This window comes from Desulfovibrio piger, from assembly GCF_012843875.1.
In the GTDB taxonomy this organism is placed as follows: domain Bacteria; phylum Desulfobacterota; class Desulfovibrionia; order Desulfovibrionales; family Desulfovibrionaceae; genus Desulfovibrio.
Window position 1 is genome coordinate 1 of the sequence record NZ_JABAFY010000033.1, and the last position, 16846, is coordinate 16846.

At 55.8% G+C, this 16846-nt stretch carries 14 protein-coding genes; 1 reads left to right on the top strand and 13 read right to left on the bottom strand.

The window, feature by feature from the left end; genetic code table 11:
• Positions 1–386: 386 nt before the first annotated feature.
• Entirely contained in the window at positions 387–1577 is a 1191-nt protein-coding gene (locus tag HF854_RS08805) for a hypothetical protein (protein ID WP_168935949.1), read from the bottom strand.
• A 222-nt stretch (positions 1578–1799) separates the two neighbouring features.
• A complete protein-coding gene (locus tag HF854_RS08810) occupies positions 1800–3551 on the bottom strand; it encodes a lysozyme inhibitor LprI family protein (protein WP_168935950.1) in 1752 nt (583 codons plus the stop codon).
• 37 nt (positions 3552–3588) lie between these two features.
• Here HF854_RS08810 and HF854_RS08815 point away from each other — a divergent pair, with 37 nt between their 5' ends.
• Positions 3589–4704, top strand: a complete 1116-nt coding sequence (locus HF854_RS08815; protein WP_168935951.1) for an ankyrin repeat domain-containing protein — start codon at positions 3589–3591, stop codon at positions 4702–4704.
• A gap of 166 nt (positions 4705–4870) precedes the next feature.
• Here HF854_RS08815 and HF854_RS08820 read toward each other — a convergent pair whose 3' ends face one another.
• The 11 genes from HF854_RS08820 to HF854_RS08870 all read right to left on the bottom strand — a co-directional run bounded on the left by HF854_RS08820 (position 4871) and on the right by HF854_RS08870 (position 16814).
• Positions 4871–5533 carry a DUF6935 domain-containing protein gene (locus HF854_RS08820; RefSeq protein ID WP_087353100.1) on the bottom strand — a complete coding sequence of 221 codons (663 nt, stop codon included), beginning with the start codon at positions 5531–5533 and terminating at the stop codon, positions 4871–4873.
• A gap of 95 nt (positions 5534–5628) precedes the next feature.
• Entirely contained in the window at positions 5629–6720 is a 1092-nt protein-coding gene (locus tag HF854_RS08825; protein ID WP_087353098.1) for a nucleoside hydrolase, read from the bottom strand.
• Between the two features lie 15 nt (positions 6721–6735).
• Positions 6736–7962, bottom strand: a complete 1227-nt coding sequence (locus tag HF854_RS08830) for a hypothetical protein (RefSeq protein ID WP_168935952.1) — start codon at positions 7960–7962, stop codon at positions 6736–6738.
• 21 nt (positions 7963–7983) lie between these two features.
• Positions 7984–8889 carry a DUF6935 domain-containing protein gene (locus HF854_RS08835; RefSeq protein WP_430392468.1) on the bottom strand — a complete coding sequence of 302 codons (906 nt, stop codon included), beginning with the start codon at positions 8887–8889 and terminating at the stop codon, positions 7984–7986.
• Between the two features lie 24 nt (positions 8890–8913).
• A complete protein-coding gene (locus HF854_RS08840) occupies positions 8914–9564 on the bottom strand; it encodes a hypothetical protein (RefSeq protein ID WP_168935954.1) in 651 nt (216 codons plus the stop codon).
• A gap of 249 nt (positions 9565–9813) precedes the next feature.
• Positions 9814–11811, bottom strand: a complete 1998-nt coding sequence (locus HF854_RS08845) for a DUF2207 family protein (RefSeq protein WP_168935955.1) — start codon at positions 11809–11811, stop codon at positions 9814–9816.
• A gap of 105 nt (positions 11812–11916) precedes the next feature.
• Positions 11917–12480, bottom strand: coding sequence for a LemA family protein (locus tag HF854_RS08850; protein WP_168935956.1), 564 nt, complete (start codon positions 12478–12480; stop codon positions 11917–11919).
• Between the two features lie 5 nt (positions 12481–12485).
• On the bottom strand, positions 12486–12986 hold the full coding sequence (locus HF854_RS08855) for a hypothetical protein (protein WP_087353085.1): 501 nt from the start codon (positions 12984–12986) through the stop codon (positions 12486–12488).
• A gap of 9 nt (positions 12987–12995) precedes the next feature.
• Positions 12996–13949, bottom strand: coding sequence for a hypothetical protein (locus HF854_RS08860; RefSeq protein ID WP_168935957.1), 954 nt, complete (start codon positions 13947–13949; stop codon positions 12996–12998).
• Between the two features lie 32 nt (positions 13950–13981).
• Entirely contained in the window at positions 13982–15454 is a 1473-nt protein-coding gene (locus HF854_RS08865) for an ankyrin repeat domain-containing protein (protein ID WP_168935958.1), read from the bottom strand.
• A gap of 31 nt (positions 15455–15485) precedes the next feature.
• The gene (locus HF854_RS08870) at positions 15486–16814 is read right to left on the bottom strand and encodes a DUF805 domain-containing protein (protein WP_205906079.1); all 1329 of its coding nucleotides are present in this window, start codon (positions 16812–16814) and stop codon (positions 15486–15488) included.
• Positions 16815–16846 lie beyond the last annotated feature (32 nt).

The window sequence follows — 16846 nt, forward strand, 5'->3', positions numbered from 1 at the left end:
TTTGCTGCCGCGCACAGTCTTTTTTTGTCCACATGCCTTCTTGTAACTATAAAAGCTGAAGTTTCCAAACACGCTCTAAAATCAAAAAACATGCCGGACATCCTCTAAAGGATGCTGACGTACAAGGTTGGTAAAGGCTTCCAAAACTTTTCTATCTACTCTGGTGCGGTAGTTTTTATCTCCCTCCACTTCCAGCAGTATCTGTCTATTATCATCCCGCCAGATATGGATGGCTCTGGGGCGTTCCATACCCGCCGGACTGGAATGAGAACAAGTGCAACTTTTCTTCACTTTTTTCGCTTGCAGTGAGGGGTGCAGCATAGATAAAAATCGAAAGCAATATGACAGTCAGTAATGTCCGCATGGTAAAATAGCTTCAGACATTTTTAGACTGTACTATAGTTGAATTTGAAGCTCTGCATCACTTTTTCCACTTGGGGGGCGTAGAATTCTGCCTTATGCTTCGGGTAGCTCATGCGGACAATACAGGCTGCATCATTTCTTAAAAAGCACTTGATATAGACAATATCTTCACCCGCAAAGCCTGAGACTACAAACCAGCTCCTTTCGTCGTTGATTCGTCTGTAGGTAACATCCAGCCCGTGAGAGAGTTCGATCAGCACATCCTCCATTTTCTGTCCCATGGCCATATAGCCATATGTTCCATAGGCAAGCATGGTGAAGCCTTTATTGTCACGCACCGTTACGCCGTCTCCGTTATCGGCTTCCTGTACGTTGTAATTCCCCGGCAGCCAGGAGAGAGAAAAACCGAAGCGTTTGTTACTGTAGTGTGGGGCGGCTCCGGCGACCTCGGCCAAGCCGGGCATGGCCTCGTAAAGGGTGGGGCCTCCTCCCGCACCAAAGGCAAACTCTCCCCACAGGATACGGAGCGGCTTGTTTTGGAAGCTTTTCAGCCAATGCCAGCACTGTTCGTTTGAGTTCCCCCCAAAGCAATTGCCCATTAAGTCCAGCACCTGCCCATCCCTTGTCCGAAACAGATGTCCGTATCCGATAAGCGCCATTCCCTTTCCATTTAGACCTAGGTATTCCACCTCTTCCAGCCTGAGATCCGTCCAGTGATGTTCCCCGATCGCCTCGCTACTGGTATGAATTTCGTTTTTTCCCACAAGAGTTTCGTAGGAATAGCCGTTTTCGTCTTCCCAGAGAAAAAGTAGTTTTCCGTCCAGCGGGCGGTGCTCCTTCAGGCCGGGGCCGCTGGTATGGAAAATATGCAGCGTTGTGCCCTGGTCAGAGAGCAGGGAGAGTAGCTTTTTGCCATCTTGAGAAGACTCCACCTGATAGAAGGAAAGGCCGCTGGTCTGCGTGAGAGAAATATTCCAATCTTCATACACACAGGTTTGTGCAAAAGCTTCTCCATCACGCACAAGGCGCAGCCACTTGCCGATATCCGCATTAAAGGCTCCCCCGATTTTGCAGGACGGCAGACCTTCAATGCTGCTCAGAAGCTGAATTTCGATCCCCATTTCCTGTAGCTCGCTTTTTGAGCTTGCCACTTCAACAGCTGCAGCCTGACTATACGTAAAAAGGCATAGTATAAAGAGGATGAAGAACCGCATAGAAACCTCCTGCTATATAGACAGTCATGAATGTAGATGCATTATTCAATGCCAAGTTCTCTAGTCGTTATATATATGATTCATCATGTACAAATATGTTCATTGACCTTATCGTAAATATTTCTATATTAATTGTGGGCTGTACTTTGATCTTGCATAGAGATTAAACAGCCACAAAAGACTGGTAAGGATGTAAACTGTCTTTATAAATAGAATCCCTGATTATTCAAGAATACGGACCTGAGCCTTGATGGCTTCAGCCCGAAAATACCCCTGCTCAAGCACCCCCACGCTGCCGCCGTTTACTTCTTCGTAGTAAGCCGCCATCATATCCACATAGTTCTGCCAGGCTTCCTGCGATTTGTTCAGGTGTTCCAGGCAGGAATCAGGCCGATCGGCTTGCCTGCACATCATTCTGGCGTGACTCAGTTCTTTGTCCAGTCTGTTTTGCCAATACTTGATGGCATTGGCGTTGCACTCACGCATTTCCAGAGTGGAAGAGCTGTGCGAGACGCAGGTCTTGAAGCCGGGGGCCAATTCTTCCACTGTGTTGATGAGCGTGGAGGACGTTTGTGCCACAGGTCCCTCCTGCCCCATCAAAATGTCAGCCGGAGCCACAATTTTACCAGAATTCGGCACATAGAAATAGTCATACGAGGAAATTTTGCCGTCCGACCAGTGTTCTAGCGTACAGTCCATCTCCACGAGACAATTGGGGCTGGCTTCCGCAAATTCGGGCAGGACGTCCTGCCCCATGGCCACATCAAGAATAATGCCGTTCTCCAGCTGCAGCTGATAACCGTAGGCGTCTTCATAGCTGACAGGCCTGATCAGCCGTCCACTGATGTGGAACTGGGCCACTTCATTGGGTGTCACGGCAAAAAACTGTCTCAGTGTACTCCTCGTGATGACGTCCTGATTGGTATCCTGAATAAAGGTATAGTGGTATACAGCATAGCCGACGGATTCAGCCGTATACTCCGCCATAAGGATTTCCATGCTGCCATCCCCGTCCAGATCCGCGAAGTTCAGAATCTTGTGGACACGGGGAGCGGCCCATGTTGCCTCAACGTCCTTCAGAGCCACATATTGGGTCAGCAGATGCCAGCCGTTGGCATCATGCAGCATGACCACGGAATGCTGACCTTTTTGGGGATTTTGCGGGAGGGCAGGATTTTTCGCAAAAAGCGGAACATCGAGTTGCCAGCTCACCCCCTGACTCCGTGCCGGTACCATATTCTGGGACACAATAAGCAGCTCTTCCTGTCCATCCCCGTCCAGATCCACTCTATAGGCCTGCTCCAGCTGGGGCTGGGGATTCTCTACCCCCTTTTGGGTTAGATACTGATGCACAGGTGTGGGATCACCGAGATAGGACTGGACGGGACGAGGCATGGCTCTCCAAGAAGAGGCGAGCTGCAATCCACGGGAAGTGTCTTTTTGATTTTGCTGCAAAAGCTGAGCAAAAGCTGGGTAACCGTCCAGCATATCAGCGGCAAGCCATAGGGGACCATTCTTATCATCCTGATAAAAGCCTCCGAGGCGAGTATTCTCAAAAGAAAAAACAGATGCTTTGCCTTTGCTTGCCGGGCTTGCTTGTGCTAGGGCGTGCGACTGCAAGAACAGACTTCCCAGCAGACAAAGACCCAGTGCCCATTTCCCGAGTTTCATATTGTCCTCCATCATGCTTGTTCTCTGCCTCCAGCGAAGCGGCAATGACCGTACGTCAAACGATAGACTTCGACATGCTCTTGTTCGGTAGACTGGAGCAAAATTTTTTGCCTGCCCCAACCTTAGCAAGGCGTCTTTTTTTTGCATCATCCTGATGATGGATTTGTCCTGTTTTTTTTTAAATGTCTCATCATTGAAAAAAGATGATCTCATCACGACAATGAGAAAGACGTTGCAAGCCTCATGAAAATTTTTTTGCGACGTCATTTTGGTAAGGATGCGTTCTTCGGGGTGGTGGGCCATACTCTTGCCATGTCGCTCCCGACTAATGGAGGTTCCCATGCAAAAAAGATTTATGATGTTTGGAATGGTGCTGCTTTTCAGCCTGTCTTTCTGGAGTTGCCCGGCCTGGAGTGGCGAAGGATCCGCCATCATAGCCGCCATCCTTGAGAACGATCCCTCCGCGTTGCAAGAGGCATTGCAGTCGGGCGTCAGGCTCGATGTGACGGACAGCCATGGCCATACCCCCCTGGATATGGCGCTGGCGCATGGAAATGCGTTCAGCGCACCGGGCATGGTGGAGCTCTTGCTGCGGCACGGAGCCCGCCCCGGTCCCGGCCTGGCCGATCCGGCCCTGACACTGGCGCGCCTGCTTGCCACCCAGGCACCCCTCAGTCAACTGGAGGCCGCATTACAGGCCGGAGGCAAGGCGGATTCCACCATGCCCAATGGCTTTACCGCCTTTTTGTGGGCTGCGGCACTCTGCCCTAATCCGGCCGTTCTGGAAGCCCTGGTGAAGGCCGGGGCCAACCCCCGACAAGTTCTGCCGGGGGGCGACGCCCGACTGGGGGACAATGCGCTTTTGCTGGCGGCCGAGCATAACAGGAACCCGGAGATGATCAGCTTTCTGCTGCGCCAGGGGCTTGATGTGAACAGCCGTTCGTCCATGCTGGGTGACAGCGCCCTGATGCTGGCCTGCCGGGCCAACGCCAATCCTTCTGTGGCGGAAACCCTTGTCCGTCATGGTGCCGATGTGGACATGCGCAACGGGGTCGGCTGCTCGGCCTTCCTGTTCGCGGCGCGCCGGGCGGATGGCCTGGGCCTGCTGCGCCTGCTGGCGGAGCGGGGGGCTGACGTACGGGCGGTCGATGACAGCCTGTCCAATGCCCTGCATGTGGCCTGTTCGGGGCAGGGCAGTCCCGAGTCCATCCGCTTCCTGCTGTCCGTGGGATTGCCCGTCAATGGGCAGACCGGGAAGGACTTCGGTGCGTACAGTCCCCTGATGTTCGCCGTGCGCAACGTCAGCCCTGATGCGAAGGTCATTCGCCTGCTGCTGCAGCAGGGCGCGGACCCGGGCCTGTGCGACATGGACGGCAACCGGGCCGGGGACGGTCTGCCCGCAGGGCGCATATCCTGGCTGAAGCGGAACGGTCTGGCGGAGATCCTGCAGGACTGAGCTGGAAGCCATGCGGCTTTCCGGGGAAAACATCTTGGGCCTTGTTCTCCCGCTGCCATCGATGCCGGAGGGCAGGGTAACCATCCATCAGCACAGAGGAAACGCAGAGGCGATATCATGGGACATGATCCGTCAGGAAGGACATGCCGTGATATCGCCTCCTGTTTCATCGCCTGTTGTCATAATCCGCATCATGACTGTTGTCAGGACGGGAGCTGGCAGGGTCGCGTACCTTCAGATAGGTGTCCGCGTTGTTGATGACGTACCAGAGCCCGTCCTGGTACTGCTTGACCCAGACGATGCGGCGGCTGTCGGAGCCGGACGAGATCAGGAAGACCCGGACATAGTCGGCTTCCTGGGATGTGCCGGAAAAGACCAGCGAGTAATTTTCGGGCGACATGCGGTAGCCGTTTTCGGGACTCGTTCCCGCGGCGAAACTCCTGAAGATGTAGTGGCTGGCGGGGTCCTTCAGACGGCGTGCGAAGGTCACGTACCTCTGGCTGCTTTCCCAGCCGGCATCAGCGTGCATGATGTAGCGCAGCATCTTGGAGGCTTCCGTCCGGCGACCGGGCTCGAGGTAGCAGAAGACGGCGTCAAAATACATTTTGACAGCACCCTCAGGGCTCCGGGCAACGGACTGGCAACGCGACTTGAACTCGCTGAAGTTCGCGGGCAGTCCCGCCGGGGCGTCAATGGATGTCGTCCTGCCGCTGTTCATGAGGGGATCGAGAAGCGCGGCATACCTGGACGAATGGGGAAGCGTGGGGACGCATGCGCACAGGAGCATACCGCAAAGTAAGGCCAGACAGGCGAAGAGGGGCTTTTTCATGTCTTCATTCCTCCAGGACTATCGCGTTGGTGGGCGTGAGGGATGTTATGGAACTGTCACAGAGGGCTTCGCCTGCCTGACCATGGGGAGGAGCATCAGCGGGCGGACTTCCAGTACGTCTTGTCGTTGACCATGTTCCAGAAACGTTCCTGATCGATATCAGTCACGATACGGGCCTTGGCGCAGCCGGAGGCGGCGAACTTTGGGAAAGCCAGGGACTGCCCGTAGGACAGGCCGTACTGGGTGTTGACGTCGATGGCGCATGTCTTTTCCGCAGTGATGATGCCGGGATCGATGATGGCGGCAGCCACCAGCACGTCCCAGACGAAGTGGGTGAAGTTGGCGTCCTTGGCGAAGGTCTGCCCCACAAAGGTCTTCTTCAGGATATCGGCCTGGGGGCTCTTGCCAAGGCTGGCAAGAAAACGGTCATAATGGGCCTTGCGGAAGACCACCTTTTCGCACACGTCCAGACCGAACACGATCTGCTCCTTGAAGGGGGAGCGCACGGTGATCTGGGCGGCTTCGGGGTCTATCCACCAGTTGAATTCCGCCGCCGGGGTCACGTTGCCGGGCTGGAAGAAGCTGCCGCCCATGTAGACCACGCGCTTGACCAGGGGCACGATGTCCGGAGCCATGCGGATGGCGGCGGCTAGGTTCGTGCAGGGACCGATGGCGGCGATGGTCACTTCATGGGGATTGGCCCGGATGGTGTCGATGATGAAATTGACGGCATGCGTGTTCAGCGGCTCGAACTGCGCTTCCCTGCCGTACTGCTGCTTATAGAAGTCCTGCCAGCTGGCGGGTTCCGGACGGCCCAGCGAGCCCAGCCAGGCGTCATGCCCCATGCCGAACTGGGTACGCTCCATCTCGAAAAGCTCGTGCCGCTGCGGGCGCAGGGGGTAGCGCATGCCCTCCACCACAGGGATGTTGCGTCCTTCGATCTCCAGATGGCGCAGGCTGTAGGCCACGCCCTCCTGTACCCAGCTGTTGCCGGTGACGCAGGTCACGCCCAGCAGGTCGATGCCCGGCGCATTGGCCAGCATGATGAGGGCGACCCCGTCATCGAACATTTCGACCATATCCGTATCCAGCAGGACCTTTTCTTTCTGCTGGGCCGCCTGGACACTGGTTACGCAGAGCATGCACAGCATGGCCATGCCCAACATCATATGGGTAAGGATCCTCATCTTTGTCCTCCTTGCCTATTTCGTCCGGGGAAAGGACGGTGAGCGCATCTTGTTCCAAAGGGCTTCTCCATATGCGGCGGAAAGCCTGTTGTCGTTGGCCTTGATCTTGCCAAGGAATTCCGTGATCAGGGTGGACGTTTGTGTACCGGGGTTCTCCAGAGCCACGCTCTGCAACGCCGCCATCCACGTCTTTTCCATCCTGTTCTTGTTGTAGCGAGGGAAGGCCGGCGTGTTGGGCAGGTCGCTGAACAGGATGTGGGTCATGAATTCCAGGTACCGCTTTTTGCCTTCTTTGAAATACACGCTGTCGGCAGGCACCGTGTTCAGGTAGCGTTCCCACTGCACGGCCCAGGTGCCCATCTCCTTCACGGGATAGCGGCAACCGCCATCAGTGAACAGGACGGACGGCTGGCTGTCCCGCAGGGACATATAGTCGCTATAGGCGGCCACCGGAGGCTCGAAGCTGACCCTCTTGCGCAGGGCGCTCACGTCGGCCGCGAAGAAGGTGATGCCTTCGGCCATCTGCGGGACCAGTCCATACGCGGCTAACAGGGCCAGCACCTTCTGGTCATCGGCGCCCAGCGGGGTCTGGGGATGGCCGTACCGGGCACTCATCCAACGGCCAAGGAGAGCCTCCATGCTTTTGTCCATGTCCCCGATGCTCGCGGGATCAAAGGGGGCCTCATCTGTCCAGGCCAGCATCCCCCTGGCCGCCTCGTCGGGCGCCATGCTTTCCAGTCTGCCGAGGACGGCATTGCATGCCTCTATCCAGGCATCCAGGGCCGTTTTCAGGGCGGCTTCGTCCACGGCGCCGTTGCAGGCCATAGCCGTGACCTGGGGCGCGACCATGCGCTCCACGCGCACGCCCTGTGCCGCCACAGCAGTTGCGGTGGATGCGGCCCCGGCCTGCTGCAGGGGAGTCCCGTCCCCGTCAGCCACCTGCACCACGTCCGCGGCGCTGATGTAGGCATCCGGGACCTTGTACAGAAAGTGGGCATAGGCCATGCCTTCGCCAGACTTCGTCTGGAACTCCACCATCCTGATCCACTGCGGGCTGGAACCATCCCCGGTCATGTCACTCACGATCCAGCCCTTTTTGGCCGTACCCAGAACTTTGGCACCAACGGTCGCATCGGCGCGTACGGGGGTATCCCGCAGGATCTGCCAGAAAGCGGCGTGGGCCGTGCCCGCGTACAGGAGCATGCCCAGCGCGCAGCACGGGACGAGCCAGGTCTTCTTCATCGTTATCTCCTTTTGCCCATGCTACCAGGTGGACATCTCCGCCTCGCCGCCTTCCGCAGGCGGGGCCACCGGAGGCAAGGTAGCTTCCACGGACTGTGGCTGTACCGTCGCAGAAGAGGCATTTTCCGCAGGCTGCGGCTGTGCTGCCGAAGGGCCGGCAGTCTCTGCAGGTGCCGGTCGTACCGGCGCAGCGGAACGTTCCGAAGACTGCGGCTGTGCCTCCGGTGGAGCAACGCTTTCCGCAGGTTCCGGTCGTGTTGCCACAGGAGCGGAGACTTCCGCAGGCGGGGCTTGGGGCGCCGGCGCGGTGACGTCGAAATCGGCATCATGGCTGTTGCCCATGCCAGAGACCGCAGGGTCACGGACCTTGGCGTACGTGTCCGCATTGTTGATGACGTACCAGAATCCGTCAGGATACTGCTTGACCCAGACCCGGCGGTCCGAGTCGGCCCCGGACGAACGCAGGAACACGCGGGTATAATCCTGCTGCCGGTCCTTTCTGGTAAAGACCAGCCGGTAAGCATCGGGAGACATGCGGTAACCGTTCTCGGGGCTGGTCCCCGCCGCGAAGCTCCTGAAGATATAGTGCAGGGAGGGATCCTTCAGGCGGCGCAGGAAGGTGACATGCCGCTGGTTCCCTTCCCAGTTGGCATCGGCGTGCATAATATAGCGCAGCATCTTGGATGCTTCCGTCCGGCGATTGGGATCAAGGTAGCAGAATACGGCGTCAAAATACATTTTGACAGCCCCTTCAGGGGTGACGGCGACAGTATGGCAGCGCTCTTTAAAGTCTGCATAGGTTGATGGAAGACCTTTCGCTGAGGCAACAGTATTCTTTTCTTTTAATGGTTTGGCCGAGATGCAATACGGATCCAGGCACATGCCCATGATAAGCAGGGACATGATTAAAAAAAGTTGTGTTCTCATACGTTTTTCCTGCAAGTATGGCTATCAATCTGAGCACAGAAAGGAGCCAAAATTTTGTGAAACAGTATCTGACGACATGGAAACAGTTCCTTTTAGATCAAACAAGTGAGGTCCTAAGAAAGAGCCTCCATAAGGGAGCCTTATTTTACCACAGGTTCCTATCTTGGATCCGGATTTCATGGCAAAGACGGCAGGCACTTCGCTCATGGATAAAACCCCCCATTGGTCCAGATCGTCACCTGCAAAGGCATAGGCACCTTTTTGGCACCCCACACATTGAACCTTGTTGATCTGTGCCTTGATGGCCGAACCTCCTTTTATGACCACAAAACTGTCGGCCTGTGTCATAATGGTATATCCGGAAGTCATGAATTCTCTTTTTTTGTCAAAAATGTGTGCCCCATCAAACATTTTTTCGCATTTTTTTATGGGACTTCTGGTCTTTAGTATAATCCACTTTGATTGCTGATAATTGGGATCCTTGTGCTGGATGATCTTTCCGTCGAGACTGTCAGGAGTAAACGTAAAAACTCGTTTATTACACGACCAGCATCCCCATTCTATGACAGGGATAGTACGTTCTTCACCGGAATCACCTGCCAGGCTAACGCTTGAGTTGCCTATGATTAAACAAAGCAGCAGGGCTATTGCAGGCAATGCCATGTTGGCTTTCATGTTCATTCACTCCTGTAAGGGGGTATTATTCCATCGCATAAAAGCGGGATTTGTTTTTATGTCATCAAGTCTGGTGACGTGTCAGATAATCCGATTTCAGGATAGCGTGGTTTCACTATTCCCTGGAACTTTATTGCGAATGTCACTCTTGTCTGTGACACAGCCCCATGTTTCCTTTTTTCATGCCTGGACTGGTATCCATCACGATATCCTCGCCAGAATCGGTCATACGTCATGTGCCAAACAGTGCTATCTCCCCTGCATGCGGTGCTCGTATTCGGCCAGCCTCTGCAGGGAACTGCCGCGGAACTGCAGATCCGCCAGAGAGGTGGCGAATTGTGCCCCCCAAGCCTTTTCCAGTCCCAGCGCCACAGCGTAGGGCATGAAACGGTGGAATTCTTCCGGTGTCCGGTCCGGCGGATTAAAGGTGTTGAGACGCGATGCTTCTGCAGTCCCCAGATACAGGGCAAGACCTTCGATCTCCGCCAGAATCTGCGCGGCCTTGGGGGCAGGTCGCTTCATGAGAGGCATGAAGACCATAGGCAGAAGCAGAATGCCCATAAAGGCCAGATTGCCGCTGCCCATAAAACTGTTGGCCCAGAAGAGTGTCCCTCCCACCACAAAGAAAAGCAAAAGGAAGCCCAGAATCTTTAAGGGGACTAAGAATACTTCCGTAATGCTTCGGGTCAGCCAGAGGAGATAGCCCATCAATCCCAGCCAGAGCAGGGGGCGCAGCGCACTCCAGCTGCGCATGAACGGGTAAAGGGCAAAGTCCGACATGCTTTCGTCGAGGATGACGTCATACACCAGCATGACGGGCACGAGCAGTATATAGACTCCCAGAAGGAGCAGGTTGAGGTAACCCATTTCCTGCCAGCGGACCAGGATGCTGACTGCATACTGTGTGCTACGATGGGTCAAGAAGGTGAGGCCGAGCGTCAGGCTGAAGGCGGCCAGGACTGCAGGGATGTCCTCAGCACCAAAATTGAGCCAGAGGGCACCCTGAGCCAGGAGTGCCCCGCCATAACAAAGGATGAACATCAGGCTGACCAGGTTCCCGTTTATTTGCCACATGTCGCGGTACTGGGAAGCGAGGGCCTCGTAGGATGTGGAGCGGGCCTCGGCCACCTTCCAGGCGTTTTTCCTGCCCACTTCAAGAGGCTGGGGCGGGCGGGTGGGAAAGAGCTTCCGTAGGCAGCGTCGCTCTGCCATGTCGAAACCACGACCCCGCTTCAGGAGGTCTTCCCAGATGCGGCGTTTGTGCTGGCTGCTTTCATCTCCTTTTGGGCCGGTATTCCTGTTTTCGGTGCCGTAACTGTCTATGGAGGTCCGCTTCATGATCTCACTGCTTGTCCGCAGGACATAGGGATCCGTGCGACTGCCTGTGCCAGTCATATCCACCATTTTCTGGGTCGCCAAGTTCAGCAGGAGCGCGGAAAAACCGCGAGAGGTCAGCATGGCCGCCTCGCGGATATAGGCCACGGCTGCCGGAGAGAGCGTTTTGCCGTCCGGACCAAGGGGCGGATAGAAAAGCGGGATGGAGACCTTGGGGCGCGGGTTCTTGCCGAACTTGAACCAGATCCCGCCGCACAGGAGCAGGAGCAGGGCAAAGACGCCCCACAGGGTGCTTTTGACGGTGGAGAGCGTTTCTTCTGACCCATCGGAGGTGACGACGCCTTTGTTCCATTCCACGGAAACGACAAAGTGTTCAGTATCCATCATGGGCTCTTCACCTCGGAAGAAGGCCACCCCATCCTTGTTGATCCATTGGGTGACGGGTCTGTGCCCCATGGTTGTATGCCCCAGCCGGGACCATTGCTTGCTGACGATCGCTCCTTTCGGCAGGGCTATGGCGCAGGAAAGCCTAAGGGGGCTACTATTGTGCCGACTTGTGCCCCAGATATCCCAGTCCAGTCTATCCACGTTGGAGAGAAAAAGAATCCTGTCTCTAGCCTTGTACTTCAGGGTATATTCGTGCACGGACAGGCTTTTGTCCTGGGCTATAAGACGCACGTGGCGGCTATTGTCTTTTTCCTTCACATACACGTTGGGAGTGACGGGCTTGCCATCGGCTGTGACTGACACCAGCTCCATATCCGATTCCTGTACGAAGGGGGCGAGACTGCCGTAGATCTTTGCCCCACTGCTCAGAGGACGTTCCACGGAAGGACCAAAGCCCTTCAGCCGCTCGATAATGGTTAACTCTCCGTCGGGAGCCACCTGGATAAGGGCAAAGCAGGAAGGCATGTCCGGGGATGGGGCGGAAGAGAGAGGAGTTTCCGCCCCGAGTGCTACGACTGCTGGGGGGAGCATCACCGCCCATAGAAGAAGCAAAATGACGCGACACATGTCTTAAAACTTCACTTCCGGCACAGTCGCTTCTGCGGGATCGGCCAGTTCAAAATATTCTATCTTGCCGAAGCCGAAGGCGCGAGCCACCAGATTGCCGGGAAACTGCAGCACACGATTATTCTGGTCGCGGGCTGTGCCGTTGTAGTAGCGGCGGGACAGCTGGATCTCATCTTCCAGCAGGGCAAGCTGTTCTTGGAGCTGCATGAAGTTTTCGCTGGCGCGCAGATCGGGATAGTTTTCCGATACGGCAAACAGGGAACGCAAGGCTCCCATCAGCTGATTTTCCGCATTTGCGATGGACGACAGCGAGCCGGAAGAAGAGGCGGAAACAGCCTGGGCGCGCAGCTCGGCGATTTTGGTGAGCGTATCCTGCTCGTGGGTCATGTAGCCCTTGACGGCACTGACCAGCGAGGGAATCAGGTCATGACGGCGCTTAAGCTGTACACCGATGCCGCTCCAGGCCTCATCCACCATATTTTTTCCATTCACCATGCCGTTATAGAGCAGAATGAGGCTTATGGCGATCGTTAGGGCAATACCTACTATGATGATGACAGTAATCATAATGTCTACTCCATTTCTTCATTCACGATGTTCACGGGATACAGGTGCAGAGAGCCGTCATTTCCGTTGTAATTCAGGGAAAAAACAGGGGTTGTACCATCCTCCGCTGCATAGGAAAACCCGATATTGGGTATGCTGCCTATCATTTCGACAAGAGCATAGAGGGGCTTGTCCGGACTGAACAGTGGCAGGGTATAAAGCATCTTTGTCTTTTTGAATCTGATGGTCGTATCATTGGGATCCTTGTTGGGCACATACTCAATGGCTATGATGCTGAAGTTCCTCAGAGTTTTTTGGGCTGCGACAAGCAGCTTGACAGTGTAGTCCTGATTGGAGGTGACGGTCAGCTCATACGCCCCAACGGTCAGCTTGTTCAGGAGATCCGGGGCTTCCCTTACAGACAGGGGCGCGGGCAGGCCGGTCTGTGATGTCGCATAGGCTGTGTTCATCATGCCCAAAGTGATCATGAGTGCCACAAGGGCAGGAATCAGGCTCGTTTTCATCATATTTCCCTCCTATTCTCCATAACGGTATTTCTTGCTCTGCATTACGTTTTCAAATAGCGCGAGGAGTTCCTTCTTAAAATGTATATATCCTTGATATTCAGTAGGATTAAACACAACATCAATAATCTCCATAGGTGTTGCATCTCCATAATTGTGAATATAGTATTCATTATCCGGTGCATCATCTTGCTCTGGATAATACTCCACATAAAAAGTCACGTAAGGGACGGCCGTTGCATCATTATCCATTTGTGCGGCCTTGGCCTTATCGTTCCAGAGGTTTGGCTTGTGCCGCTTGATTAGTCCATTCAGCTTTTGCAGAAAGAGGGGGGCAGTCTTGTAATATTCCTTGTTGCCAGCTATGTTCCCACGGCAGATCCGGACGTTTACCTGAGAAGATAAATCCTGGGCGCATAGCATCAGCCATGTGTTTTCGTTTTGTTCCAAGTGTTCATGAAATGAGAAAAAGCGGATCTTGTCAGAATGTACTTCCTTTGGAGGTTCATAGGGATAGCGCTGTACAGTTTTTTCCCACAAATCCATAAGATCCGAGATAAAAGCCTGGGAGCCTTGCGGCAGAGTCCGACCGGAGATGGATAGATTCTGTCCCGAATCCCACAGGACATTTAGTGAATAGGATCCTTCATCCAATGCATATATGCCATCGGGAAGTGGTTTGTCCCGATGATTGGTCCAGGCAATAATGTTGTGGTGTGCGGCAAGAATAGATAAGTGTTCCAGCACCCAGCCATTGGCTTCCCGGCGATATTTTTTTTCTTTGTAGTTCACCTGCATCATGACTTTGCCGTCTCTGGTCGTCCATACATGGAAAGATTGAGGTGCCATCATGCCGGAAACAACGTAGGAGAAGGAACGCACACTATCCAAATTTTTGGCTGAACAGGGCGAAGGCAGGAAAAGAAGAAAAAAGGCCGGCACCAGTGAGAACAGGGAGAGATGCATTCTTGCCTCTTGCTTAGAGTGTTATCGGGCTTTCAGCGCCATTCATGCCGATAGGGATTTGCCCATACACATTCCGGCGGCAGCCAGCCGCTGACGTTTCGCCCCGTCTTGGTGGTGCAGGAGACCTTGAGCCAAGCGCCGCGCACACTCAGAAGACGCAGGGGCGTATCCGTGGGCAGGATGGCCACCTTAGGGGCATTGTAATCGGGGTTGGCTTTCAGGCGGGCATCCCCATCCTCGGTTGCGCAGGCATAGGCACCCAGCACGCTTTTGTGCATCCAGCCTTGCTTGTCGCCATAGTAGAGAACCTTGAACCAACCTTTCCGCTCTTCCAGAAGTGTGACTACACGCCGCGTCAGCTTCTCATCATCGGGCAGCTCGTTATTGACCGGGAAGGGGATGGTAGCGATGATTTTGCCGGAGGGAGCATCGCGCACGTTGGTTCCCATCCTGTCGCTGTCCGTAATCAGAGCCTGTACAGACATGCTCTCGTCCGGCATGGCGTTGCTGACAAGCGGGGCTTGAATGCCCGGAGCATTCGTGTCCATGAGCGCATTCTGCGTCTGCCCTTCAACGCTGGTGGAAGCGGGATTGGGGGGGGCAATACCTGATGCAGCTTGTCCACCAGAACGTTCTCTCTTCGCCCGCTTTTGCCGCGCAGCATTGTCCCACAGCCAGCCCAGACCGGCATCCTTCAGCCAGGCTTCACGCTCGGGCCATAACCCTTCCCATGCACGCTGTCCCTGGCTGTCCCGGACTTCCGTATCTGCGCCTCTTTCCTGCAGGGCCTTGATAACTTGCGGGTTCTGGTTTCTGCGGACGGCCAACATGAAGGGAGTTTCCCCCATCATCTGGGGATTGGTCACGGCATCGACATCCAGACCTGCATCGATGAGGATATGGACAGCCTGAGGATCCCATCCCTGTTCAGCAACAATGTGCAGAATGTTCTGTCCTCCGGCCTCTTCGGGCAGTCCCTTCTTCGGATCTGCTCCGCCTTTTATCAGCGCGTGCAGTACCGATGCATCCGGCTGGAACACGGCCGCCCACAGCAGGGGGGTGAAACCGTTCGGTAGTATTTTGTTCGTTCCGCCAAAGTTTATGGTGCTGCGCCATTCCTCCAAAGGAGCCTTGCGAACAGCCAGTCTGGCCAGATTCAGAGTCGGGCCGAGATACGCTTCCGCTTTTCCGGTGCCTGGGCGCGCACCAAGCTGGACCATAGACTGAACAGCACCAAGTTCCTGTGCTGAAGCACCTAACAGGGCATAATCAAGAACCGTGAGACCTGAGCTGTCCTCTTGATTCCATGCATCGCCTTCCCTGTGAGGAACAGGCTCATCGCTTTCCTGCATACCTTCATATACCCATTCCTGTTTGTCTGCCCAGGCCTGCGCATAGTCATTGAGGACTAGGAATTCAGTGGTTGCCGCTGCGGTGCCGGGCACGCCCAGAGCGAATGCTGCCAGAAGCAGAACAAAACAGTAAGGGAACAGACGGACTGACATAAGGGAGCCTCCCATGTGGTCTGCCGGTTGTTTATTGGGATATGGTACGGACCTCGATGGGGTGAGGCACGGCAAAATCCATGCCGTACAGCCGTATGTTTTTGGGCGTGGAACCATCCAGTTCAGGGAAAAAGAATGTCAGCTTTTGTGCGGCCCGTTCCGGTACTGTCATAAGGCGTTCTCCGACGGGGGTTTGCTCGTAGACAAAATTTTCCTGATCCAGCAGAAGAACCTGCTGTTTCTCCGTAAGCCCGGTCAGACGCACGGGGAACTCCTGCGGGTTTTTGACGGCCAGAATGATGCGCCAGGAGCGGTCTTCCTGTTGTTCAGCCTTGAGGACTCGCGTTTCGGTCAGGGTCGCGAGGTCTTTGCTGTTGGAGATGAGCCGCGTGCCGTCCGAGCCGTCCAGCTGGGCCTGCATATCACGCGCACCTTCCTGCATACCCTTCGTCATACCGCCGAGGGCTTCCCCCATGATGGAGATGAGGCCGCCGAAGGCTTCCTGTATGCCCTGTTCCATGCCCTGCCCGGAGGCAGGGGAGGAGGGGGCGGGAGAAGCACCGGACGTGGGGGAGGAGCCGGGTGTGGCTTCCGGTGTGTCCGGGTTCGAGGCCACGGAAGCAGGCTGGTCCGCGTCGGCTGCGATCCCGGCCGACGGCGTGGCAAGGAGCAGACCCGCCAGACAGCACAGGCACAGGAGCAGGCTCGTGAGGCGCGTCTCGCCCTTTTCCGCCGGCTTTTCCGTCGCTGGCGGCGTCACCGCTTCAGGCGGTGTCTCTATCGCTGTCTGCGCTGCCGCTGCCACTTGCTGTTCAGGTGCGGCCTGCGTTTCCGCTTCCGTCTGGGGCACTGTTCCAGGCTGCGGCGTCGGCACGACCTGCGTTTCCGGCGCGGTCCGCGCTGTCTGCGCGACTGGTCCAGGCTGCTGTACTGCCTGCTGTTCCGGCGTCATGCCCGCCTGTGCCCCGTATTCACGGGCGCCGAAGCGGTTGGGCGCGGCCTTGCCGGGCAGGCAGAAAAAGATGATCAGGGGGATGATGCCCACGACGGTCAGGCCCAGCAGCATCCACCAGCCGCGGAAGTCGATGTCGTGCAGACGCCGCACACCCACGGCAAGCATGGGCAGGAAGAGCACGAGCTGGACGATGCTTGCTGCCCCGTCCGCTGCCTCCGTGCCCATAAGGTGCTGGACAGCGGCGTAGACCACCATGCCGAGGAGGGTATTGAACAGGGAGAACCACCAGTATTCCGCCCGCGTGGCGCGTCCGCGGAAAGTGGCGTACTTCCTGATGCAGCGGACAACGGACTCCGGGAAACCCAGCATGGGCAGGTTGGGGGGCATGCTCTGTGCGCTGTTCATGAAGATCCTCCTTTGGAGAGCCTGTCGGGATC